The organism is Pseudocnuella soli (assembly GCF_004347775.1).
In the GTDB taxonomy this organism is placed as follows: domain Bacteria; phylum Bacteroidota; class Bacteroidia; order Chitinophagales; family Chitinophagaceae; genus Flavisolibacter; species Flavisolibacter aquaticus.
In genome coordinates, this window is sequence record NZ_CP037755.1 from 646,912 (window position 1) to 667,655 (window position 20,744).

A 20,744-nucleotide genomic window follows, 5' to 3' on the forward strand; every position below is an offset into this window, starting at 1 on the left:
CTTTATAATTATTGCATTACAAACCATTTTTGCCGTTGTAAAAACTATTACCTCGTGGGCTGCAGGTAAATGGTTTTGCTCCCCTTAGGCTGTGTAAAATACTGATACAGCCAAGTAAGCGTAAACGTGGGAATAAAATCAAGCCCGGGCAGGATCTCCTCCACGAAGTTGAAAATACCACCGAAGAAACCTTTGGTACCGCCAAACATCCGCATAAAAATCATGGCCGAAACGGGCGCCCACACAATATCGAACACCTCACCTACTACCGGCAGCGCAAAAGAAGCATAACCCAGCAGGTCCATCACAATACAGGCACCCAGCGAAGGCAATTTTTGAGGGGTTGCCAACGGCATATTCCTTTTGCCACGGAACAGCAAACGGTTGAGCAAAAATTTTTTCATGTAGTTGCAAATGCCGGTTTGCGGGCATCGCTACAATTGACGAGAAAAAAGTGCCAGTAGTTGGGTGGCGCTGTTAGTGTTTCGTTATAAAAACCGGATAAGGGTATCGGCCCCTGAAGCTGTTGCAAAAGGGTAAAAGGGAACTGTACTGCACTAAAGGAGCGCAGCAGCACGGGGTAATAAAGTATGGCAAACAGGAAGGGAAAGGGCCGCTGCTGAAAATAGTGCGGTGCAGTGAAACAGCAGCCGGGATGGGCAGAATAGCCAGTACCCCGGCTGATTTGTTATGATGCAAAAAGTAGATTACAGGGTGTCGTCCTCGTCTTCTTCATCATCATCGTCCAATGTCAGATCGTCGTCCAGATCTTCATCATCCACATCCTCGATGGCTGCATCATCAATGTCTGCGTCATCGATATCTGCATCATCCAGGTCCTCGTCGTCAAGGTCTTCATCATCCAGGTCCAGGTCGTCTTCATCTTCATCCAGATCATCATCGTCGGCAGCCGAGCGGGCAATAACCGGTTGCAGCAAAGTTTCTGATCCAAAAGGGTTCTGTGCTTCCATATCAGCAGTCATCAGGGCGTTCCGTGCATTTTCCATGACTAAGAGGTTTTAGAAGGTTAGGTGTTTAAAATAATATGCCAAATAAAAAAGTGCAATAGGTGCGGTGGTGTGATGCAGTTTTCACAAAGCAGGAATGCGGTGCAACAGCGTTGCGGCAACCAAGATACCAACTAAGCACCAAATTGCAGCCGCGCCGCTTTGTAATTTATTTTTCTGCGCCGGCGGGTTGCTGCAGCAGCATATCGCTGTACGATTGGGCCAGGTAATCGCTATCGGCAACGCCAAATAAGCTGGCAAAATAGCGGCATTGTTCCTGTAGCTTTTCGGCACCAATGCTGCCGTCCGCATCAATGGCTTCCACCTCTAAAAACTGGCCCAGGCCGGCCACTTCGTCGAAGTGAATTTTTACGTTGTCAACAAAATAAATACGGCGACGCTTTTCTACAACTACTTTAATGCCGAGGGCAGCAGTGAGCAGTGCTTTCAGTGCCGCATCGGGCTGGTGCTGGTACAAGATCACATCGCTTTGTTTGGCGCCGGCAATATTGCTGCGCTGGTAATGGATGAGGGCATGTTCAATATTGCCTTCACGCAGTTTCATTCGGCCGTGCGGCACATTGAAGTACGTGTCTTTTTGGTGGTCTTCGCCGGCAAAACGTGGATTGTGATCGGCCAGCAATTGCTGCAGTTCCTTGTTGCGGCTGCTGCGGGCTTTGAATTCTATGTTCAGGTGCATGGCGGCAAGATAGGGAGAGTTTGTAGTTGAAGGTTGGTAGTTGAGAGTTGGGAGTTGAGAGTTGGGAGTTGAGAGTTGGGAGTTGAGAGTTGAGAGTTGAATGAAAATAGCGGTGAAGGTAACCCGTCATTGCGAGGCGCAGCCGGAGCTAATTACAGTTAGTGTTTGCGGCGCCGAAGCAATCACCCGTTTATTCGTAAACACTAAACTTTGCGACAAGTAAAACATCCGCCCACCACACAAGGAGATTGCTTCGGCGCACTAATGAACTTATATTCACAATCTCACTCTGCGCCTCGCAATGACGAACTCCGCCAACTGAACCATTAACTCCAACTCTGAACTGTCAACTCCCGACCGCCAACTCCTTCCTCATCATGGCACAATTTTTTTCCACCTTACGCCACAGAGCAAATGTCAATCAACCAGTATGGAGCAACTATTTACTACCCAACTCAAACAAGGCGGCGGCACCATGGCCTACCGCGTGGCATTTGCCGACGAGCAGTATCATTTTATCCCCGACGGCATGCAGGGCAGCCCGTTTGCCCTCCGCCGCGAACACGATGAGTGGCACCCCGTAGAGCCCCTGCCCGAAGATGTGTTGCAGCAAGCCATTGCAGCATTGGAGCAGTACCTGTTGCAGCAGCACTAAGCCTCGCTGCAACTATGGCGCCCCTCATTCTCACCCTTACCATCGAGGCCGAAGCACAGACCTATTTCAATCAATTGCGGCAGCAATATTTTCCGCCCGAACGCAATTTCCTCGATGCGCACCTGACCCTGTTCCACCACCTGCCGCCAGCGCACCCCGGTATTATTCCAACTATTCAGGCCTTATGTGCCGCCCAGCCCCGCATGCAATTGCTGGCTGCCAAAATGGTCAACATCGGCAAAGGCGTAGCTATCAAAATTGTATGTCCGCCGTTGCAAAGCCTGCATGGCCGGATGCGCAAGCTGTGGCTCGAGTTGCTTACGCCGCAAGACCGGCAGGGCATCTGGCCGCATATTACCATTCAAAACAAAGTGGCGCCCCAGCAGGCAGCTGCCTTGTTGCAGCAATTGGCGCCCACATTTTCCTCCTTTCATTTTTGGGGCACCGGCCTCACCCTTTGGGAGTACCGGGGTGGCCCCTGGCACCAGTTGCAGCAGTTTGCATTTACCGGGGAAGAAATGGCGCAAAACAGCTGGGCAACCTAGCATTATTCCAGCGTTTCTTGCTTGCATGCTTTTTGGAGTTATGCAGGTAAATGCGAAACATGAAGTGGCTAATGGGTTGTGTACTGGCGGGGCTGTTACTGGCGGCCTGTTCAAGCAAAGTGTATGTGCTGCGCAGCGAAGGCGCCAATATGGCTAAATACCGAACCTTTAGATGGGTAGACACCAAGGCCGCAGCAAACAGTACCGAAATGCGGCAGTCGGTATTTGCCGAAATCAGCATCCGCAATGCCGTGCATGCAGCACTGGAACAGGCAGGCTGGAAAGCAGCAGCAGATGGCGCCGAAGTATTGATTGGCTACGATATACTGGTGGAGCGGACCATGGAGCAGCAGCAAAACCCGGTGAACACACAGCCATTTGCCCGTTTATACTACAACCCTTACCTGCAGCACTGGGGCCGCATTTATTACCCGGCACACTTTGCAGGTTATGAAACCCAAACCGTTCCGGTAAAAGAAGCCACACTTACCCTTTCCATGATGGACGCCCAGACCGACGAAGCCCTGTGGCAGGGCTGGACCACACAGCGCATCAGCACCACAAGGCTTACCGAAGAGGAGATTGAAAAAGCAGTGCACCGGATATTGGAAAAACTGGAAGCACCCTAACGGTAAAGCACACCTGGAGCAGTGCAATCCCCCATTTTTTATGGGTATATTAGATAGAACATCGTTTAGCCCTACAATGAATATCAACTACGAAATCATTTCTGCCACGGCACTCGGCATTGCGCTCAGCGCCTGTTGCGGTTTCCGGGTGTTTGTACCCGTGCTGGCCGCTTCGCTGGCGGGGCGCATGGGCTGGGTAGGCCTGCCGCAGGATATGGCCTGGATGGCTACGGTCCCGGCGCTTATTTGCTTTGGCCTAGCGGCCGTGCTCGAGGTGCTGGCCTACTATATTCCCGTGGTTGATAACCTGCTCGATGCCATTGCCACGCCGCTGTCGGTAGGGGCAGGCACGCTGCTGGCCTCGTCGCTGCTGCCCACTGCCGATGCCGAACCCCTGCTGCGTTGGACCACGGCCCTGCTGGCTGGCGGTGGAGCTGCCGGCACCATACAAATGGGCACGGGCCTGCTGCGGCTGCTTTCTACCAAAACCACTGTAGGCACCGGCAATGCCGTGGTGGCCACCGGCGAAAATGCAGCCGCCATCACCGGATCGGTAGCCAGTTTTTTCTTTCCCATCCTATTGGCCATCTTGATGCTGGCACTGGCGGTATGGATCTTATCGGGCCTGAAACGGCAGTGGGCCAAAATGCGCCGGTAATGTGCCTGCATCGCCTTTGCTCCTTTCGCTTTACGGCTGTGCTCCGAATTATATTATTTTTCCCGCATGAAATGGATTTGCTTTTTCCTGGCCGTTGCATGCTCACTATGCACCGCTGCGCAGACAGACAATTACCTGATCCGTGCCGGTAAATTATTCGACAGCGAAACAGGCCGTTTCCTCACCGGCCGCGTGGTGCTGGTAAAAGGCAACACCGTTGAAGCCGTTAAGGAAGAATCGGCACTCACCGCCCAGGAAAAGAGCACCTTCAGCCGCGTGGTCGATCTTTCGGCGTACGCCGTAATGCCCGGCCTCATTGATTGCCACACACACCTGCTGTACCGCGAAAAAGTGTATCCCCGACAAATGGAGCTGGAAGGCGCTGTGGATATGAGCCGCATGCTTACGCTGGAAGGCGATGCTTACCGGGCGGTGTACGGCACCGCCAGGGCAAAAGGCTACCTCGAAAATGGCATTACCTCCGTGCAGGACCTGGGCAACTCGGGCCTGTTTGCCGATGTGGCCCTGCGCCGCGGCATTGAAGAAGGCCTGGTGCCGGGCCCGCGGATGCGTTGCTCCGGTCCCGGTTTATCCACCGAAGGTGGGCAGCTGCCCGGGCTGGTGCATAAACACCGCCATCTGGCCGGCGATGAATACCGCGTGGTAACCAGTGCTGCAGATGGCATCCAGGCCGTGCGGGAAAACCTGACGCAGGGCGCCAGCGTGATCAAGATTTTTGCCAACAACACGCCCAACAACACCATGCTGAGCCGTGCCGAAATAGAAGCCATTGTGCAGGAAGCGCACCGCTATGGCGTAAGGGTAACGGCACATGCTACCAGCAACACGGCGGTGTGGACTGCAGTAATGGGTGGCGTTGACGGCATCGAACACGGCTACCAGATTGCCGATTCGACGATGGAACTGATGGCCCGCAGGGGAACGGTGTGGGTGCCTACATTTGGCGACAGTGCGCAATACGCCGAATACATCAGCATGGCCAACCTGGGCAACGTTGAGGAGTTAAAAGAGATCCCGCAAATCGTTTCCGGCTTTCAGCAATACAGAACGGCGCTGCTCAAACGCGGCCGCCAAAAAGGACTGCTGATTGCCGCAGGCAGCGACGATTACCTGGACGTGTCCTTCCCGATGGGCGAAACATCAAAGCGCAACCTGATTGGCTATGTAGAAGCTGGCGTGCCCCTGCCCGAAGTGCTCCAATGGGCTACCCGCAATGCAGCCAAACAACTGGCTTGGGAAGGAAAAATTGGGGTGTTAAAAAAAGGCGCCTGGGCCGATGTGGTGGCTTTTGACGCCAGCCTCGATACCAACATCAATGCACTGCTGCAAACGCATTTTGTAATGAAAGAGGGTAAAATATATGTGGGTGCCGAACACGTGAAAGGCGCCAGCCACTAGGCTCCTTATCCGGCTTTGTTGAGCAGGGTAAACAGGCGTACCAGCTGCTCTTCGTTTTTCAATTTTAGTTTTTGCTGCGCAGCTATTTGCTCAATGGTGGTTGCAGCATCGGGCATTTGCGCCAGCAAATGGGCCTTGTCTTTTTTTACCTGCACCAGCTTGCCATCGGGCAGGTAGGCAAACAGCAATTCTTTTTGATAAGTGCGCTGCTCTTCGGGTACTTCTTCTTTTACCAGGTAAATGGTTTTTGCCTTGCAGCGCAGCAACTGGTAAGGCCCATCCACCAACACTTCGTAATAAGTGGCGTCGGTATTTTTTTGGAAAACAGGATAGCCCCTGCGGTACAGCAGGTCCACGCTGTCGTTTTTGCGCATGATGCGCATGGTAAACTGGTGCACCGGCTCGAGGAACTCCATTACCAGCCCGGCTTTTTGGTAATACAGCTGGTTGCTGTACACATCAAAAAGAAGCGGAAAGCGAAGGGTATTATTGTTGTTTTTCAGTACAACGGTGCCGGGCACCCATTGCTGTTTGATAAACAGGCGCTGTACATCGTCGGAGATTTCGGTGGGGGGCAGCGAGCCCATTGCCAGCGGCCGCGAATGCCGCGCCGCTTCAATACTTTGGGCCATTGCCTGCTGCATTGCACAGGTCAGCAACAGCAAAAGCAATCCTCTCATGTGCAAAAGTTTTAATGAATGTAGGCATTTTCAAAAACATAAAACAGGACCAATAGCGTAAAATGGAACGCATAAAAATGCCCCGCAGTTGCAGGGCATTTTTTATAAACAAGACTTGAATTCTTTACTTTTTTATAATTAAAAAAAGAGACGCAATACCTCTTTGTTCAATTTCAATAAAGCACCATTTTTCTTAATAATCCACCACCTGCTCCACGATCGCTTCCGGCAGTTCGCGCCACTCGTATTGCTGGTTGCGCAGCTGCGGCTCAAAGCCCGCTTCGCGGATGGCATCCTGGATGGTGCGGCTGGTAAACCGGTGTGGTGCACCAGCAGCACTTACCACGTTTTCCTCGATCATGATGGAGCCAAAATCGTTGGCGCCTGCATGCAGGCAAATCTGGGCCGTTTGTTTACCCACTGTAAGCCACGAAGCCTGAATGTTTTTCACATTCGGCAGCATGATGCGGCTGATGGCCACCATGCGGATGTATTCTTCGGGAGTGGTCAGGTTATGCACGCCGCGGATGCGGGTTAGCAGGGTATCCACATCCTGGAAGGTCCAGGCAATAAAGGCAAGGAAGCCCTTTGCCGATTCGGGTTTTTTGGCCTGCACCTCGCGGATCTTTACCAGGTGCTCAAAACGTTCGCGGAGCGTTTCCACATGGCCAAACATCATCGTGGCCGATGTGGTAATGTCCAGCTTGTGCGCTTCGTGCATGATGGCCAGCCATTCGTCGGCACCGCATTTACCTTTCGAAATCAGGCGGCGCACCCGGTCCACCAGTATTTCGGCGCCGGCACCAGGCAGCGAGTCGAGGCCCGCTTCCTTTAGTGCTTTCAGCACTTCGTGGTGGCTTGCTTTTTCCAGTTTACAAATGTGCGCCACCTCGGGTGGCCCCAGCGCATGCAGCTTAATTGTAGGAAACTCCTGCTTGATCTGCCGGAAGGTGTTGGTGTAAAAATCCAGTCCCAGCCCCGGGTGGTGACCGCCCTGCAGCAGCAGCTGGTCGCCGCCATAGCGGATGGTTTCCTCAATTTTGCGGCGGTACACGGGCATATCGGTAATGTATGCCTCGGGGTGGCCGGGTATGCGGTAAAAGTTGCAAAACTTACAGTTGGCCACGCAAACGTTGGTGGTGTTTACGTTGCGGTCTATTTGCCAGGTAACCTTGCCATGCGGCACCTGCACCTTGCGCAGGTTGTCGGCAATGGCCATCAGGTCGGTGAGCGGTGCCTGCTCAAACAGCTGCATGCCCTCTTCGATGCTCAAAAACTCGAAGTTGAGGGCTTTATCATAAAGAGTGGAAAGCGACATAAGGCCACAAATTTACGGCGTGCCGCAGCAATTAATCCTGATGGCGATCAAAGAGCAGGTTTTTGATGAAATTTTAGAAAAAGGATTTCGGATTTGGGATTTACGATTTGGGATTTACGATTGGGGTGACCTTTTTTCCGGTTGGGTTTGTTGTTTTGGAAAAACGGATGGGTTTAATCAATCGTAAATCGTAAAACCAAAATCGTAAATTACAACTGCCATATGAATGCCACCCGGTTGCTGCTCATTTGCATTTTTCTGCTGCAAGGCTTTGGGGCCGCTGCACAGGAAGAGTTTATCCAGCCATCGCGCCGCATTACCCGCATGCCCATGGAACTGCTCACCGGCGGCGTTATGATTTTGCAGGCCCGCTACTCCGACAAACCCGACACACTCAATTTTATCCTCGATACCGGCAGCGGCGGCATTTCGCTGGATTCCACCACCGTTGAATATTTTGGGCTCAAGCCCACGCCCTCCAACCGCACCATCCGCGGGGTGGCCGGCATCAGGGAAGTAAGTTTTTTATACAACCAACAGTTGCACCTGCCGGGGCTTACCGTTGACAGTCTCAATTTTCATGTAAATGATTACAGCCTGCTCACCTCGGTATATGGCATGCGCATCGACGGCATCATTGGCTACTCGGTGCTGAGCCGGTACATTGTCAAACTCAATTTCGATTCTTCGTACGTAGAGTTCTGGACCCGCGGTGCTATCCGCTATCCACGGGGCGGTTTTTTAATGAAACCTTTTATCAACACCTTGCCCATTACCACGGCAAGGGTTAGGGACGAGGAAGCCGCCAACACCCGGTTCCTGTTTGATATGGGCGCCGGCCTCAACATGATGCTGAGCACCGATTTTGTAAAAGACAGTGCGCTGCTGCACCGCAAACGCAAGCTGTGGGCCAAGCAGGCACAGGGCCTGGGTGGTAAAATAGACATGCAGCTAACGGTGATCCGCGAGGTAAAACTGGGACCGTACCGGTTCAGGAATGTGCCGGTATATGTGTTTGAAGACGAATTCAACATTACCTCGTACCCATACATGGGCGGCCTTATTGGCAACGACCTGCTGCGGCGGTTCAACATTATCCTTAATTACGACAAGCGGGATTTTTACCTTGAACCCAACAAACATTTTACCGATGCCTTTGATTATACCTACACCGGCATAGAACTGTATTACGACCGGGGTGTTGTATTACTGGGCGATGTTGCCAAAGATTCGCCGGCGGAGGCGGCAGGGCTGAAAGAAGGCGATGTGGTGATTGCCATCAATAAGAATTTTGTGCAAAGCCTGCAGTCGTTCAAGGCCGAACTGCAGCGCAACCGCGAACGCATCAAGATCATTGTGCTGCGCAACGGCGTGCTGCAGGAATTTGATTTTAAAATGCAAAGCATATTGAAAAAGAACCGGCGGCGGTAAAAGCGGGATAATTATTGCAGGGTAGCATCGGCCCGGCCTGCAACAGCGGCGGCGCCATAACTATTGCATGCGTAAACGCTTTCCCGCTTTACCTTTGCCCTCTGTTTTACCTAAAAAAATAAAAGCTTTTCCATAGTGGTACATTTTGACCGATTTGTATTGAATAATGGCCTGCGGGTGCTGGTGCACCAGGATACCTCTACGCCCATGGCGGTGGTAAATGTGATGTATGATGTGGGCGCCCGGGACGAAAACCCCGCCCAGACCGGTTTTGCGCATCTGTTTGAACACCTGATGTTTGGCGGCTCCGTCAACATTCCGGAGTACGATGAGCCGCTGCAAATGGCCGGCGGCGAGAACAATGCGTACACCTCCAACGACCTCACCAACTATTACATACAGCTGCCTGCCGAAAACCTGGAGACCGCGTTTTGGCTGGAAAGCGACCGCATGCTGTCGCTGGCTTTTTCCGAAAAAAGCCTCGACGTGCAACGCAAAGTGGTGTGCGAAGAATTTAAAGAGCATTACCTCAACAAGCCTTACGGTGATGTGTGGTTGAAAATGCGGGAACTGGCCTATACCACGCACCCTTACCGCTGGATGACCATCGGCAAGGAATTGTCGCACATTGAAAATGCACAACTGCAGGATGTAAAAGATTTCTTTTTTCGTTTTTACCGCCCCAACAATGCCATACTGGTAGTGGCCGGAAACGTAACTACCGAGCAGGTGCGGGAACTGGCTGAAAAATGGTTTGGCCCTATTGAAGCCGGTGAGCCTTATGTACGCAACCTGCCCGGCGAGCCTGCACAGGCCGCAGCACGCAAGCTGGAAGTGTTTGCCAAAGTGCCGCTCGATAGCCTGTATAAATGCTGGCATATATTTTCGCGTACCGATCCCCGCTATTATGCAGCCGATCTGATTACCGAAGTTTTGGGCGGTGGCGGTTCATCAAGGCTGTACCAGGCCTTGGTAAAAGAGCAAAAGCTGTTTTCCAATATCGAATGCTACCACCACGGCACCGTAGACCCCGGCCTGCTGACCATTGAAGGCAAGCTGGTAAAAGGTGTGAAAATGGAAGACGCCGAAGCGGCCGTGAATGCCGAAATAGAAAAGCTCAAGGCAGAAGTGATTGCCGAAGCCGAACTGCAGAAGGTAAAGAACAAAACCGAAAGCATGATCGCTTTTGAGGACATGACCATTATGAACCGCGCCAACAGCCTTGCTTTTTATGAGCTGCTGGGCGATGCCGGTTTGATGAATACAGAACTGGACCGCTACCAGCAGGTAACGGCGCAGGACATTCACAGCCTGATGAACGAAGTGTTTACCGAAGGCAACAGCACTACGCTGTATTATTTTGCGAAGCAATAAAGAACAAACCAACAGATGAACAATACGCTGGATAGAAAAAATCCGCCCCGCATAAAAGACGCTGTAGAATTTGACCTGCAGCTGAAACCTTACGAAAAAGCAGTGCTCGATAATGGCGTGGAAGTATACGCCATCAACGCCGGCACCGAAGATGTGTTGCAGATTGAATGGGTGTTTTATGCAGGCAACTCGTACGAGCATAAAAACCTGGTGGCGGCCAGCACCAACTTTTTACTTAAAAACGGCACTTCGCAGAAAAATGCGTTTCAGATCAATGAGCACTTTGAATACTATGGTGCTTACATGAACCGCAACTGCTACAACGAAACCGCAACGCTTTCCATTCACACGCTGTCGAAACACCTGCCGCACCTACTGCCGGTGGTAAAAGAGCTGGTTACCGATTCCGTTTTTCCGCAGGAGGAACTGGACACTTATAGGCAAAACATGAAACAGCGCCTGCGGGTAAACCTGAAGAAAAGCGACTTTGTGGCCAGCCGCCTGATTGATACGTACCTCTATGGCGAAGACCATCCTTACGGCAAGTACAGCAAGTTTGAAGACTTTGATGCACTGGAACAGGAGGAGTTGAAAAAGTTTTTCAGCGAATATTACCAACAGGGCAAACTGATCATATTTGTGGCGGGCAAGCTGCCGCAAAATATTTTCGAGTTGCTCAACCAGTCGTTTGGTGACCTGAATATAAAAACGGTGGATGTGCCCGAGCCGGCTATTGTTCCTGCAACGGAAAGAAAATACCGCGTCATTAACGACCAGCAGGGCGTACAGGGTGCCATCCGTTTGGCATCACCTTTTCCCAACCGCCACCACCCTGATTTTATGAAAGTGCAGGTGCTCAACAACCTGTTTGGCGGTTTCTTTGGTTCGCGGCTTATGAGCAATATTCGTGAGGACAAAGGCTATACATACGGCATCTATAGTTATTTGCAAAACCACCTGCAGCAAAGTGCCTGGGTCATCAGCACCGAGGCGGGCCGCGATGTAAGCGAAGCCACTGTTGCCGAAGTATACAAGGAAATGGAACGCCTGCGCAACGAGCCGGTGGATGACGAAGAACTGCTGCTGGTGCGCAACTATATGATGGGTTCGATCTTGGGCGATTTGGACGGTCCGTTCCACATCATCAACCGCTGGAAGAACATCATCCTCAACGGGCTTACCGGCCAATATTTTTACGACCAAATCAATACCATCAAATCCGCTTCGGCCGAGGAGTTGCAGGCTTTGGCCAACAAATACCTGAAGCCAGATCAGTTTTACGAATTGGTAGTGGTATAATACAAGCTGTTAGCAATTGGCTGTTAGCTATTAGTTTGTACTGATGTTAACTGCCCATGGCTGATGGCTCACAGCTAATAGCTTCCCCTATGGGCATCATCTTCAACATACTGGCAACGGCTGCAGCGGCACTCATTGCTGCTTATATTATTCCCGGCGTTACCATTGCCGATGTAAAAACGGCATTGCTGGTGGCCCTGGTGCTGGCCTTGCTCAACACTTTTGTAAAGCCCATCCTGGTGGTGCTCACCATCCCCGTTACCATCGTTACGCTGGGATTGTTCCTGCTCGTTATCAACATACTCATTATCAAATGGACCGCCAGCATTGTTGATGGCTTTAATGTAGAGGGCTGGTTTGCGGCGCTTTTATTTAGCCTGGTCGTTTCCGTCGTCAATTCCATTTTTACGGGGCTGGCAAAAAAAAGCGAGGCATAAGAAATAGGGCAAGAAGTAAAAGTAAAAAGGCAAAAGTGGATGTTGCTAATTGCGTTGCTCGATGTTAGCAAACAGTATAGCAAAAGACACAATCATTTATTCTTTATTCAAAGTTTCACAGCACTTCACCACTACACCATCAAAGCATTTTCCCAAATGCGCCGCAATCAATCGCGGGTAGTTTTTTGCGCCTGCAAAAAAGTAAAGGCAACGAATCCACCAAAGAAGCCGGAATCCTGCTAACTTTTGCCTTTTGAATTTCCACTTGTTGTATGATGCAGTTTCACCGAAAAGACCTGACCACCGAAACCCTTGTTTCGCTGTACCAAAAGCTCCTGTGGCCGCGCCTCATCGAGGAAAAAATGCTGGTGCTGCTGCGGCAGGGACGCATTTCCAAATGGTTCAGCGGCATTGGGCAGGAAGCCATTTCGGTGGGCGCAACAGCTGCATTGGCGGCCGATGAATGGATGATGCCGCTGCACCGCAACCTGGGCGTGTTTACCGGCCGCGGTATGCCGCTGCATAAATTATTCAAGCAATGGCAGGGCGCACAGGATGGCTATAGCAAAGGCCGCGAACGCAGCTTTCATTTTGGTTCAAAAGAGCACCATGTTTGCGGCATGATATCGCACCTAGGGCCGCAGCTTACATTGGCCAACGGCGCTGCACTGGCGGCCAAACTGCGCGACGAAGAAAAAGTAGCGCTGGCATTTACAGGTGATGGCGGCACTTCGGAAGGCGATTTTCATGAAGCGCTCAACGTAGCCGCTGTGTGGGATCTGCCTGTCATTTTTATTATTGAAAACAACGGCTATGGGCTGAGCACACCGGTATCGGAACAGTACCGCTGTGCATCGCTGGCCGACAGGGGCCGCGGCTATGGCATGGAAAGCATTGTTATTGATGGCAACAATATCCTCGAAGTGTATGATACCATCCGCGGCATTAGGGAATATTGCATCCGCGAACAAAAGCCTTACCTCGTTGAATGCACCACTTTTAGGATGCGTGGCCACGAGGAAGCCAGCGGCACCAAGTATGTGCCTGCCGAACTCTTTGAGCTGTGGGCCCAAAAAGATCCCATCAAAGCATACGAGCACTGGTTGCTCCAAGAAGGCATTATTACTGAAGCTGAAATTGCCGCCATCCGGAGTGAGCAAAAACAACAGATCGAATACGAATTAAGCATTGGTTTTAACAGCGCACCAATCGTGGTAAGCGCAGCAACAGAAGCGGCAGATGTTTACACGCCACACCAACCCGCCGAACAGCATAATGGTGAAATGCCCTCGCGGCCGGTGCGCTTTATCGACGCCATTTGCGAAGGGCTGCGCCAGAGCATGGAGCAGCACTCCAACCTGGTACTGATGGGCCAGGACATTGCCGAATATGGTGGCGCATTTAAAATTACCGAAGGGTTTGTGGAGCGGTTTGGAAAAGCGCGGGTACGCAATACGCCGCTTTGCGAAAGCGCCATCATTGGTGCGGCGCTGGGCCTGAGCCTCGAGGGCTTTAAAAGCGTGGTGGAAATGCAGTTTGCCGACTTTGTGTCGGTGGGCTTTAACCAGATCGTAAACAACCTGGCCAAGATGCATTACCGCTGGGGGCAGCCGGCCGATGTAGTGATTCGCATGCCCACCGGCGCCGGTGTGGCAGCCGGCCCTTTTCACAGCCAAAGCAACGAAGCCTGGTTTGTGCACACACCGGGGTTGAAAGTGGTGTACCCATCCACACCCGAAGATGCAAAAGGCCTGCTCATTGCCGCCTTCAACGATCCCAACCCGGTTATTTATTTCGAGCACAAGGCACTGTACCGCAGCATCAGCGGGCCCGTGCCCGAAGGTTATTTTGAAACGCCCATCGGCAAGGCCCGCACTGTGCAGCCCGGTAGTGACATTGGCATCATTACCTATGGAGCCGGTGTGCATTGGGCAATGGAATACGCATCCGCCCACCCCGAAATTTCGTTGTACATACTGGACCTGCGCACCCTGCTGCCGCTCGATTACGAAGCCATTGCGGAAACAGTGCGCCAAACCGGCAAAGTGTTGATGCTGCACGAGGACACGCTTACCGGCGGTATTGGCGGCGAAGTGGCTGCTTGGATTGCGGAGCATTGTTTTGAGTGGCTGGATGCGCCGGTGCTCCGCTGTGCCTCGCTGGATACGCCGGTGCCGTTCAATGCCGAACTGGAGCAAAGCTTTTTGGCAAAAAGGCGGCTGCACCAAACCGTGCAGCGCTTGTTGGCTTACTGAGTAAAATAGGCGCAATCAAAGGGTATTGTTTTTGATAAACCATGTGATAAAAAAATGGACAGCATCAACCAACAACAGCCCGAAGAAAACCGCGCAGACCTGCAGGGCGCAAACGCGGCAGAAAAGATTAAAGAGTTGACGGGCAAGGCAGGCACCTGCTTTTTTTGCACCGAGCCCATTGGCGGCGGCGCCCTTGTTACCCGCCCTATGGCATTGAAAGAAACCGATGAGGACGGAACACTGTATTTTTTAAGCTCGAATGACAGCCATAAAAACCAGCAGATCGCTGCCAATCCTTCGGTGCAGCTGATGTTGCAGGGCTCCGATTATTCCGACTTTTTGCACCTGCGTGGCAGGGCCACCATCAGCACGGACAAAGAAAAAATTAAGGAACTGTGGAACCCCATGCTAAAGACCTGGTTTACCGAAGGTGTGGACGATCCGCGCATCACCGTAATTGCCGTGCATCCGGAAGAAGGATATTATTGGGATACCAAACACAACATGGCCATTGGCCTGCTGAAGCGTGTGGCCGGCGCCATTACCGGTACTACATTGGATGATTCGATTGAAGGAACATTGAGTGTGTAAAGCATCCACATTAAAAAGATGAGCAGTGCTGTTTGAATGCATTTTGAATGATGCATTTAAACAGCATTTTTTATTGCTGAATAATAATCTGCTGCCCTTCGCCACAGTAGCAACAAAGCTTCATCAGGGTACAACCCCGGAATCGGCCGTCATTGATTCCGGGGGCCCTTTTTTGTTACTTTTTTGGGCAAACAGAAAAGTAAAAGAACAAGCCGCCTACAGGTAACTCACTAACCTGTTGTTTGTGGGCCATTCGCAAAGCTTCACCGCACACCAACTATTGCGAAAGCTTATACTATTGTTGGTGAACTGCTCACGAACTTCTGATCCGCACCAATAAAGCCAGCAAGGCCTGCTGCACTTTAACCGCATATTATCTTTTGTTCTCCTACTTTCAGTGCACAACCAACGCCTATGTTCCGGCAGTTTGCTTTTGCTTTGATGCTCTTGTTTTTGGTTACTGCAACAAATGCACAGCAAAGAATGGTGGGCGGCTATTTGCGCGACAGTCTTACCCAACTGCCCATACGCGGCGGCACCCTCACCAATGCCGCTACAAAGCAGAGGGTGCAAACCGATAGCCGTGGGTTTTTTGTATTGCGTGCCGCACCCAACGATCTTATTTATGCCCGTGCCCCGAAATATAAACAGGACACGTTGCGCTATTCAGCGCTGTTTGCAGATACCATTACCATTTTACTGGCGCCGGCGGCAATAGTGCTGCAAAACGTAACGGTTGAATCGGGGTATGCACAATACAAGATGGACAGCTTTAGCCGCAGGGCCGAATTTGAAGAAGCAAAAGGCTACCCGCTAACTGCTTTGGACCGGAGCCGCCATGAAGGCTTTGGATTGGTGATCAACCTCGACCGGTTTTTTAAAAAGAAATACCGGGGCAAAAGGGCGGCCGAACGGATGTTCAACAACATGGAAAAGCAGGCTTACATTGATCACCGTTTTCCCCCACAGATGGTCGCTTTTTATACTGGTTTGAAAGATGGCGAACTGCTCGATTTTATGCGGCAATACACACCCAGCTACGAGTGGCTGCGGCAGCATCCGTCGAGGGAAGAAATGGTAGGTTACCTCAGCGTGCAATTAAGAGCCTATCGAAAAAGCAAAGTCACCGGCACTCTTAAGTAAATTGCTTTTTTACAAAAAAGAATAACAGGTTCTTCGTTCATTTTTTACGAAGCAGGTCCAAAAATTTGCGCATGACCTGGTTGGTATAATCTACCTGCGCTTCCACCCGCTCTTTGCCCGTGCTGATCTGTTCGCAAAGCAAAACCTCGTTGTGGTGTGCAATAGCATACCAGGCATACAATTCATTCAGTCCTTTTTCGGGCATGGGTGCCGCATAGCCGGTAATGGCAATGCCGTAGTGGCCGGCAAACATGGGGGCCACTCGCAGCGCCATGGTGCGGGCCACCGTTTCATCCACACAATCGCAGCCGTTGGCTAAGATGGGATCTACCTGCAGGTGCCGGCATTTCTGCCCCAGGTTGTAGGCCGTAATGCCGCCCTGAAAGAACTTCGAAGCTTCTACGGCGGCCGACAGGGCTGCCTGCATGTGGCCGGCGGTTACGCTTTCGGCAACGGCCACGGTTTGCGCCTTTTTGGTGAGTATATCCTTGATTTCATTCACTACATCTTCGTTGTACTGCATGCGCTAAAAAGGTTTGGCAACATTGCTGAAAAAAGTTTGCCAGCTATTGCAGCCGGGCGGCTTAACTTAAAACAATGGCCGCTAATGCCAGCATGTTGGTCGGCAAACTGCACTATACTATAGTTTAATTCTTGAAGAAAACGCTCATAAAAAGAGGTTGTCGTTTAAGCTACATTTGTCTTACACAGCCAAAACTGTACATATGAAAACGACCCTTCTTTATTTACTCTTTTGTTTGAGCACCTCAGTATTTCATCATTTTGCCGAATGGTTCCTGTACAAGAACCAGCAAATGAGCATCGAATTTCCGCAGGAGCCCAGCATCACCACCCAATCGGTGCCAACAGCGGTGGGCGATATCGAAATGAAGATTGCTTCATTTGAAAGTAAAAATGAAGCAGACAGCAACCTGGCTTATGTTTTTATTGCCAGCGATTATCCCGATTCGCTCATCAACTCCGGGAAAAAAGAACTGCTGCCTCAATTTTTCAGGGCCAGTGTTGATGGCGCCGTAAAAAATGTAAATGGCAAATTGATTTCCGAAAAAGAAATCAGCATCGAGGGCTTTCTGGGCCGGGAGGTAAACGTGGATTATGGCAATGGGCAGGCCATCATTTGTTTTCGCATGTACCTGGTGCACAACCGGGCTTATTTTATACAAACCCTTTCGGAAACAGAAAAGGCGGCAAACAAGGATGCCGTCCGGTTCATGAATTCGTTTAAGCTACAACGTTAGTGCGCTTTTGTTGCAAAGGTTATTCAGGCAGGATGGTGCAGGTTTGCTGCAACATTTTTTACAAAATAAAATGTACCAGAAACAAAAGATTTTTTGAAACTCCTCTACACCACGCCGGTAGCAGTAGGGCGCATTTTTCGCAAATAAGCCACCTGCTTGCCGCAATTATGTTGCTGCCTTTACAGTAACTCCTTACCCATAACGCGTATCTTTCCACTGGTACCTCACTAGTCGAACAAAGAGGCAAATGAAATAAGGACCTTCGTTCGTTTTCATTTGCTTCGCAAAAAGCATGTATAACACACAATGCGTTTTAGTAATTTTTATTTTGCCTGCTGCCTGCTGGCCTGTTCGGTAACTGCACAAGCCCAAAAACTAACATTCAATTCCCCCAATCAAAAAATTTCGGTTGCGCTGCACAGTGAGCAGGGCACCGACCAGGGCAGCTGGTATTTAAAAGTATTTTTTACCGATAGTGGCCGCACTACCGAAGCCGTTTCGCGGATCGACCTTGGTCTTTCGCGGGCCGACCAGGATTTTGCAAAAGCGCTGCGTTTTTTAAAAGCTGCAAAGCCCAAACCCATTACAGAGCAATACACTGCCGTACACGGCAAACGATCCCAATGCAGCAACAGCGCCAACGAGGTAACTGCCTATTTTGAAAATGGGAGCAAAGCAAAGCTGAACCTGATTGTGCGGGCCTATAACGACGGCGTTACTTTTCGCTACGAGTTTCCCGAAAAAGGGGGAACATTCGTGATCAAAGATGAATACACGGCGTACAGTTTTGCGGATGATGCGATACGGTGGCTGGAGAAATGGAATCCTGCAAACGAAGGGCTGTACACCGCAATGAGCGGCGATAAATTACAGCAGCAGGAATGGTGTTACCCGGCGCTTTTCAACAGCAGCAACAAAGCCTGTTGGGTGCTGCTGCACGAAGCCGACCTGGACAGAAATTACTGCGGTACCAAGCTGAGTAACGTGGCTGAAAAATCGAAGTACAAGCTTAGTTTTCCCAACCCCAAAGATGGTCGCGGCATGGGCGAATCGGCGCCTACCATAACGCTGCCCTGGAAGTCGCCGTGGCGGGTAATGATCCTAGGCAACCTGCAGGATGTGGTGGCTTCTACCCTTACCGATGATGTATCGACGCCTTCGGTGGTGGCAAATACTTCTTGGATAAAACCGGGGCTCGTTTCCTGGAACTATTGGTCGAGCAACCACGGCACCAAAGATTATAAGATCGTTACGGCATTTGCCGACCTAGCCGCCGAAATGAACTGGCCGTACACCCTGCTCGACTGGGAGTGGGACAGCATGACCAACGGCGGTAATATGGAAGATGCCTTGAAGTATATTTTATCAAAAGGTGTAAAACCGCTGATGTGGTACAACTCCGGTGGCAATCATACCTGGGTATCTTCCACTCCTAAAGATCGCATGCTGACCCACGAGAACAGGGTAGCCGAATTTACCAAGCTGAAAAAGCTGGGCGTTGCCGGTGTGAAGATCGATTTTTTTGAAAGCGAGAAGCAGGACATGATCAAGTATTACCTCGATATACTGGACGATGCGGCGAAGTATGAAATGATGGTGTATTTCCACGGGTGCCTGGTGCCCCGCGGCTGGGCCCGCACCTACCCGCACCTCATGACCTATGAGGCGGTGCGGGGCGCTGAGTGGTACAACAATGGCCCCGACCTGACCACAACGGCTCCGGAACACAATACCATTTTACCCTTTACCCGCAACGTAGTGGGCTCGATGGATTATACGCCGGTAACTTTTACCAACTCGCAGTTTGCCCACATTACATCGTTTGGCCACGAGCTGGCGCTGGCGGTGTTGTTCGAGTCGGCGCTGCAGCACCTGGCCGACCGGCCCGAAGGATACTACCAGTTGCCGGCTGCGGCCAAGTTTTTCCTGCGCGATCTGCCCGCCTCCTGGGACGATACAAAGCTGGTTGATGGCTATCCCGGCCGCGATGTGGTGATGGCCAGGCGTAAAGGCACCAACTGGTACCTGGGCGGCATCAGCGCCGGCAACCGCGAACGGGGTAAAAAAGTAAAGCTTTCTTTTTTGCAGTCCGGCGTGCAATACAAGCTTACGCTGATTGCCGATGGAAAACACGACAGGGAATTTAATGTGCAATACCATAAGGTAACTGCCGAATCGGAAATAGATGTGTGGTTGTTGCGCAGGGGCGGGTTTGCTGCTTCAATAACGCCGGTGCAATGATGATTGGTCGGTGCAAAGTCATGGTACAATGAAGCGTCAAAAATTAGTACGCCGCCTTTTATGGACTGCACTGGTGCTATTCATGTTGATGAATACCGTTGCCTTTTTTCATGCTTATAAGTTCACGCATTTTGATGCGTCGCCTGTAAAAACAAAAAGCGCTGCGCAGCTTTCCATTGCAGATAAATTGCACCTGGCCCTTTTCGGCGTAAGCAACCCGCGGCCCAAAGCCAAAGCATTGCCCGATACCGCTTACACCACCATCAGGCTCCGGAGCAATAAGGAAATTGAATGCTGGTGGATGAGGGTTCAAAACCCCAAAGGTACCGTTGTGCTTTTTCATGGTTATGGCGGCGAAAAATCATCCCTGCTCGATAAAGGCGCCATCTTCCGGCAATTGGGGTACAGCACTATGCTGGTTGATTTTATGGGCAGCGGCGGCTCGGAGGGCAATCAAACCACCATTGGTTTTAAAGAAGCGGAACAGGTAAAAACCTGTGTGCGATTTCTAAAAGAGAATGGTGAAGAAAACATCATGTTGTTTGGTACTTCGCTGGGTGCGGCCGCTGTTATGAAAGCAATGAACGATGAGCCACTGCCTGTAAGCACGCTTATTTTGGAATGCCCGTTTTCCACCATGCTGCAAACGGTAAAAAACCGCTTTGCGACTATGGGTATTCCTGCGGTTCCCATGGCCCACCTGCTGGTGTTTTGGGGTGGCGTGCAAAATGGGTTCAATGCATATAGCCACAACCCGGTTGCATATGCCCGCAACATCCAGTGCCCGGTATTGTTGTTCTATGGCGCAAAAGATGAAAAAGTAACGGCAAGCGAAACGGCAAACATCTTCAACAACCTGGCAGGCCTCAAAAAGCTGGTAACTTTTCCGCACGCCGGACATGAAAATTATTTGACAAAATACAAACGGGAATGGACAACCGAAGTAGCCCAATTCTTGAATGGTGATATACCGGTTCCTGCACCTTATTTACAACAATAGCAGGCAAAGCTTTGGCAACAGTCGATTGCTTTTTTACCACCTGTTGTTTTAAATTGAAGCAATTAAAACCAACAGCTTTGTCCCAGTTCAGTCGCGTTTTGAT

At 51.0% G+C, this 20,744-nt stretch carries 22 protein-coding genes; 16 read left to right on the forward strand and 6 right to left on the reverse strand.

Annotation, left to right across the window (positions count from 1 at the left end; translation table 11 throughout):
- Positions 1–47: 47 nt before the first annotated feature.
- The 3 genes from EPD17_RS02755 to EPD17_RS02765 all read right to left on the reverse strand — a co-directional run bounded on the left by EPD17_RS02755 (position 48) and on the right by EPD17_RS02765 (position 1,707).
- On the reverse strand, positions 48–404 hold the full coding sequence (locus EPD17_RS02755; protein ID WP_240040717.1) for a hypothetical protein: 357 nt from the start codon (positions 402–404) through the stop codon (positions 48–50).
- A 303-nt stretch (positions 405–707) separates the two neighbouring features.
- On the reverse strand, positions 708–1,007 hold the full coding sequence (locus EPD17_RS19840) for a hypothetical protein (protein WP_165929501.1): 300 nt from the start codon (positions 1,005–1,007) through the stop codon (positions 708–710).
- A 169-nt stretch (positions 1,008–1,176) separates the two neighbouring features.
- The gene (locus tag EPD17_RS02765) at positions 1,177–1,707 is read right to left on the reverse strand and encodes a class IV adenylate cyclase (protein ID WP_132051579.1); all 531 of its coding nucleotides are present in this window, start codon (positions 1,705–1,707) and stop codon (positions 1,177–1,179) included.
- 430 nt (positions 1,708–2,137) lie between these two features.
- On the opposite strand from EPD17_RS02765, the gene EPD17_RS02770 reads away from it, so the two are divergent.
- From EPD17_RS02770 to EPD17_RS02790, 5 genes are all read left to right on the forward strand, one after another.
- Positions 2,138–2,362, forward strand: a complete 225-nt coding sequence (locus EPD17_RS02770; RefSeq protein ID WP_132051581.1) for a hypothetical protein — start codon at positions 2,138–2,140, stop codon at positions 2,360–2,362.
- 14 nt (positions 2,363–2,376) lie between these two features.
- The gene (locus EPD17_RS02775; RefSeq protein WP_132051583.1) at positions 2,377–2,907 is read left to right on the forward strand and encodes a 2'-5' RNA ligase family protein; all 531 of its coding nucleotides are present in this window, start codon (positions 2,377–2,379) and stop codon (positions 2,905–2,907) included.
- Between the two features lie 59 nt (positions 2,908–2,966).
- Entirely contained in the window at positions 2,967–3,536 is a 570-nt protein-coding gene (locus EPD17_RS02780; protein ID WP_165929502.1) for a DUF4136 domain-containing protein, read from the forward strand.
- 40 nt (positions 3,537–3,576) lie between these two features.
- Positions 3,577–4,194, forward strand: a complete 618-nt coding sequence (locus tag EPD17_RS02785; RefSeq protein ID WP_240040718.1) for a DUF4126 domain-containing protein — start codon at positions 3,577–3,579, stop codon at positions 4,192–4,194.
- A gap of 66 nt (positions 4,195–4,260) precedes the next feature.
- Positions 4,261–5,613, forward strand: coding sequence for an amidohydrolase family protein (locus EPD17_RS02790; RefSeq protein ID WP_132051587.1), 1,353 nt, complete (start codon positions 4,261–4,263; stop codon positions 5,611–5,613).
- Positions 5,614–5,618: 5 nt separating this feature from the next.
- Here EPD17_RS02790 and EPD17_RS02795 read toward each other — a convergent pair whose 3' ends face one another.
- Positions 5,619–6,293 (reverse strand): hypothetical protein, encoded by a 675-nt coding sequence (locus tag EPD17_RS02795; protein ID WP_123893386.1) that lies wholly within the window; start codon positions 6,291–6,293, stop codon positions 5,619–5,621.
- 193 nt (positions 6,294–6,486) lie between these two features.
- Complete coding sequence (gene mqnC / locus EPD17_RS02800) at positions 6,487–7,611, reverse strand: cyclic dehypoxanthinyl futalosine synthase (protein WP_132051589.1); 1,125 nt, start codon at positions 7,609–7,611, stop codon at positions 6,487–6,489.
- Between the two features lie 19 nt (positions 7,612–7,630).
- Here mqnC and EPD17_RS19845 point away from each other — a divergent pair, with 19 nt between their 5' ends.
- From EPD17_RS19845 to EPD17_RS02835, 8 genes are all read left to right on the forward strand, one after another.
- Positions 7,631–7,798, forward strand: coding sequence for a hypothetical protein (locus tag EPD17_RS19845; RefSeq protein WP_165929503.1), 168 nt, complete (start codon positions 7,631–7,633; stop codon positions 7,796–7,798).
- Positions 7,799–7,833: 35 nt separating this feature from the next.
- The gene (locus tag EPD17_RS02805) at positions 7,834–9,042 is read left to right on the forward strand and encodes an aspartyl protease family protein (protein WP_132051591.1); all 1,209 of its coding nucleotides are present in this window, start codon (positions 7,834–7,836) and stop codon (positions 9,040–9,042) included.
- 135 nt (positions 9,043–9,177) lie between these two features.
- Positions 9,178–10,416, forward strand: a complete 1,239-nt coding sequence (locus EPD17_RS02810; RefSeq protein ID WP_132051593.1) for a M16 family metallopeptidase — start codon at positions 9,178–9,180, stop codon at positions 10,414–10,416.
- 15 nt (positions 10,417–10,431) lie between these two features.
- On the forward strand, positions 10,432–11,715 hold the full coding sequence (locus EPD17_RS02815) for a M16 family metallopeptidase (protein WP_132051595.1): 1,284 nt from the start codon (positions 10,432–10,434) through the stop codon (positions 11,713–11,715).
- An 89-nt stretch (positions 11,716–11,804) separates the two neighbouring features.
- Positions 11,805–12,152, forward strand: coding sequence for a phage holin family protein (locus EPD17_RS02820; protein WP_114234774.1), 348 nt, complete (start codon positions 11,805–11,807; stop codon positions 12,150–12,152).
- 275 nt (positions 12,153–12,427) lie between these two features.
- Positions 12,428–14,407, forward strand: a complete 1,980-nt coding sequence (locus EPD17_RS02825) for an alpha-ketoacid dehydrogenase subunit alpha/beta (protein WP_132056188.1) — start codon at positions 12,428–12,430, stop codon at positions 14,405–14,407.
- Positions 14,408–14,461: 54 nt separating this feature from the next.
- Complete coding sequence (locus EPD17_RS02830) at positions 14,462–14,998, forward strand: pyridoxamine 5'-phosphate oxidase family protein (protein ID WP_132051597.1); 537 nt, start codon at positions 14,462–14,464, stop codon at positions 14,996–14,998.
- 414 nt (positions 14,999–15,412) lie between these two features.
- Positions 15,413–16,141: a hypothetical protein gene (locus EPD17_RS02835; RefSeq protein WP_132051599.1), complete on the forward strand. Its 729-nt coding sequence runs from the start codon at positions 15,413–15,415 to the stop codon at positions 16,139–16,141.
- Between the two features lie 37 nt (positions 16,142–16,178).
- Here EPD17_RS02835 and EPD17_RS02840 read toward each other — a convergent pair whose 3' ends face one another.
- Positions 16,179–16,664, reverse strand: coding sequence for a CinA family protein (locus tag EPD17_RS02840; protein WP_132051601.1), 486 nt, complete (start codon positions 16,662–16,664; stop codon positions 16,179–16,181).
- 202 nt (positions 16,665–16,866) lie between these two features.
- Here EPD17_RS02840 and EPD17_RS02845 point away from each other — a divergent pair, with 202 nt between their 5' ends.
- From EPD17_RS02845 to EPD17_RS02855, 3 genes are all read left to right on the forward strand, one after another.
- Positions 16,867–17,400, forward strand: a complete 534-nt coding sequence (locus EPD17_RS02845) for a hypothetical protein (RefSeq protein WP_132051603.1) — start codon at positions 16,867–16,869, stop codon at positions 17,398–17,400.
- 306 nt (positions 17,401–17,706) lie between these two features.
- Positions 17,707–19,641, forward strand: a complete 1,935-nt coding sequence (locus EPD17_RS02850) for a glycoside hydrolase family 97 protein (protein WP_132051605.1) — start codon at positions 17,707–17,709, stop codon at positions 19,639–19,641.
- A gap of 28 nt (positions 19,642–19,669) precedes the next feature.
- Positions 19,670–20,641 carry an alpha/beta hydrolase gene (locus EPD17_RS02855; RefSeq protein WP_132051607.1) on the forward strand — a complete coding sequence of 324 codons (972 nt, stop codon included), beginning with the start codon at positions 19,670–19,672 and terminating at the stop codon, positions 20,639–20,641.
- The last annotated feature ends 103 nt before the right edge of the window (positions 20,642–20,744 follow it).

What these genes read in the sequence shown, in the direction of transcription:
- mqnC (WP_132051589.1), bottom strand. Translation starts at nt 7,611, where the DNA reads ATGTCGCTTTCCACTCTTTATGATAAAGCCCTCAACTTCGAGTTTTTG.
- EPD17_RS02765 (WP_132051579.1), bottom strand. Translation starts at nt 1,707, where the DNA reads ATGCACCTGAACATAGAATTCAAAGCCCGCAGCAGCCGCAACAAGGAA.
- EPD17_RS02770 (WP_132051581.1), top strand. Translation starts at nt 2,138, where the DNA reads ATGGAGCAACTATTTACTACCCAACTCAAACAAGGCGGCGGCACCATG.
- EPD17_RS02775 (WP_132051583.1), top strand. Translation starts at nt 2,377, where the DNA reads ATGGCGCCCCTCATTCTCACCCTTACCATCGAGGCCGAAGCACAGACC.
- EPD17_RS02780 (WP_165929502.1), top strand. Translation starts at nt 2,967, where the DNA reads ATGAAGTGGCTAATGGGTTGTGTACTGGCGGGGCTGTTACTGGCGGCC.
- EPD17_RS02825 (WP_132056188.1), top strand. Translation starts at nt 12,428, where the DNA reads ATGCAGTTTCACCGAAAAGACCTGACCACCGAAACCCTTGTTTCGCTG.
- EPD17_RS02785 (WP_240040718.1), top strand. Translation starts at nt 3,577, where the DNA reads ATGGGTATATTAGATAGAACATCGTTTAGCCCTACAATGAATATCAAC.
- EPD17_RS02790 (WP_132051587.1), top strand. Translation starts at nt 4,261, where the DNA reads ATGAAATGGATTTGCTTTTTCCTGGCCGTTGCATGCTCACTATGCACC.
- EPD17_RS02795 (WP_123893386.1), bottom strand. Translation starts at nt 6,293, where the DNA reads ATGAGAGGATTGCTTTTGCTGTTGCTGACCTGTGCAATGCAGCAGGCA.
- EPD17_RS02820 (WP_114234774.1), top strand. Translation starts at nt 11,805, where the DNA reads ATGGGCATCATCTTCAACATACTGGCAACGGCTGCAGCGGCACTCATT.
- EPD17_RS02855 (WP_132051607.1), top strand. Translation starts at nt 19,670, where the DNA reads ATGAAGCGTCAAAAATTAGTACGCCGCCTTTTATGGACTGCACTGGTG.
- EPD17_RS02845 (WP_132051603.1), top strand. Translation starts at nt 16,867, where the DNA reads ATGAAAACGACCCTTCTTTATTTACTCTTTTGTTTGAGCACCTCAGTA.
- EPD17_RS19840 (WP_165929501.1), bottom strand. Translation starts at nt 1,007, where the DNA reads ATGGAAAATGCACGGAACGCCCTGATGACTGCTGATATGGAAGCACAG.
- EPD17_RS02840 (WP_132051601.1), bottom strand. Translation starts at nt 16,664, where the DNA reads ATGCAGTACAACGAAGATGTAGTGAATGAAATCAAGGATATACTCACC.
- EPD17_RS02815 (WP_132051595.1), top strand. Translation starts at nt 10,432, where the DNA reads ATGAACAATACGCTGGATAGAAAAAATCCGCCCCGCATAAAAGACGCT.
- EPD17_RS02830 (WP_132051597.1), top strand. Translation starts at nt 14,462, where the DNA reads ATGGACAGCATCAACCAACAACAGCCCGAAGAAAACCGCGCAGACCTG.
- EPD17_RS02835 (WP_132051599.1), top strand. Translation starts at nt 15,413, where the DNA reads ATGTTCCGGCAGTTTGCTTTTGCTTTGATGCTCTTGTTTTTGGTTACT.
- EPD17_RS02850 (WP_132051605.1), top strand. Translation starts at nt 17,707, where the DNA reads ATGCGTTTTAGTAATTTTTATTTTGCCTGCTGCCTGCTGGCCTGTTCG.
- EPD17_RS02805 (WP_132051591.1), top strand. Translation starts at nt 7,834, where the DNA reads ATGAATGCCACCCGGTTGCTGCTCATTTGCATTTTTCTGCTGCAAGGC.
- EPD17_RS02755 (WP_240040717.1), bottom strand. Translation starts at nt 404, where the DNA reads ATGAAAAAATTTTTGCTCAACCGTTTGCTGTTCCGTGGCAAAAGGAAT.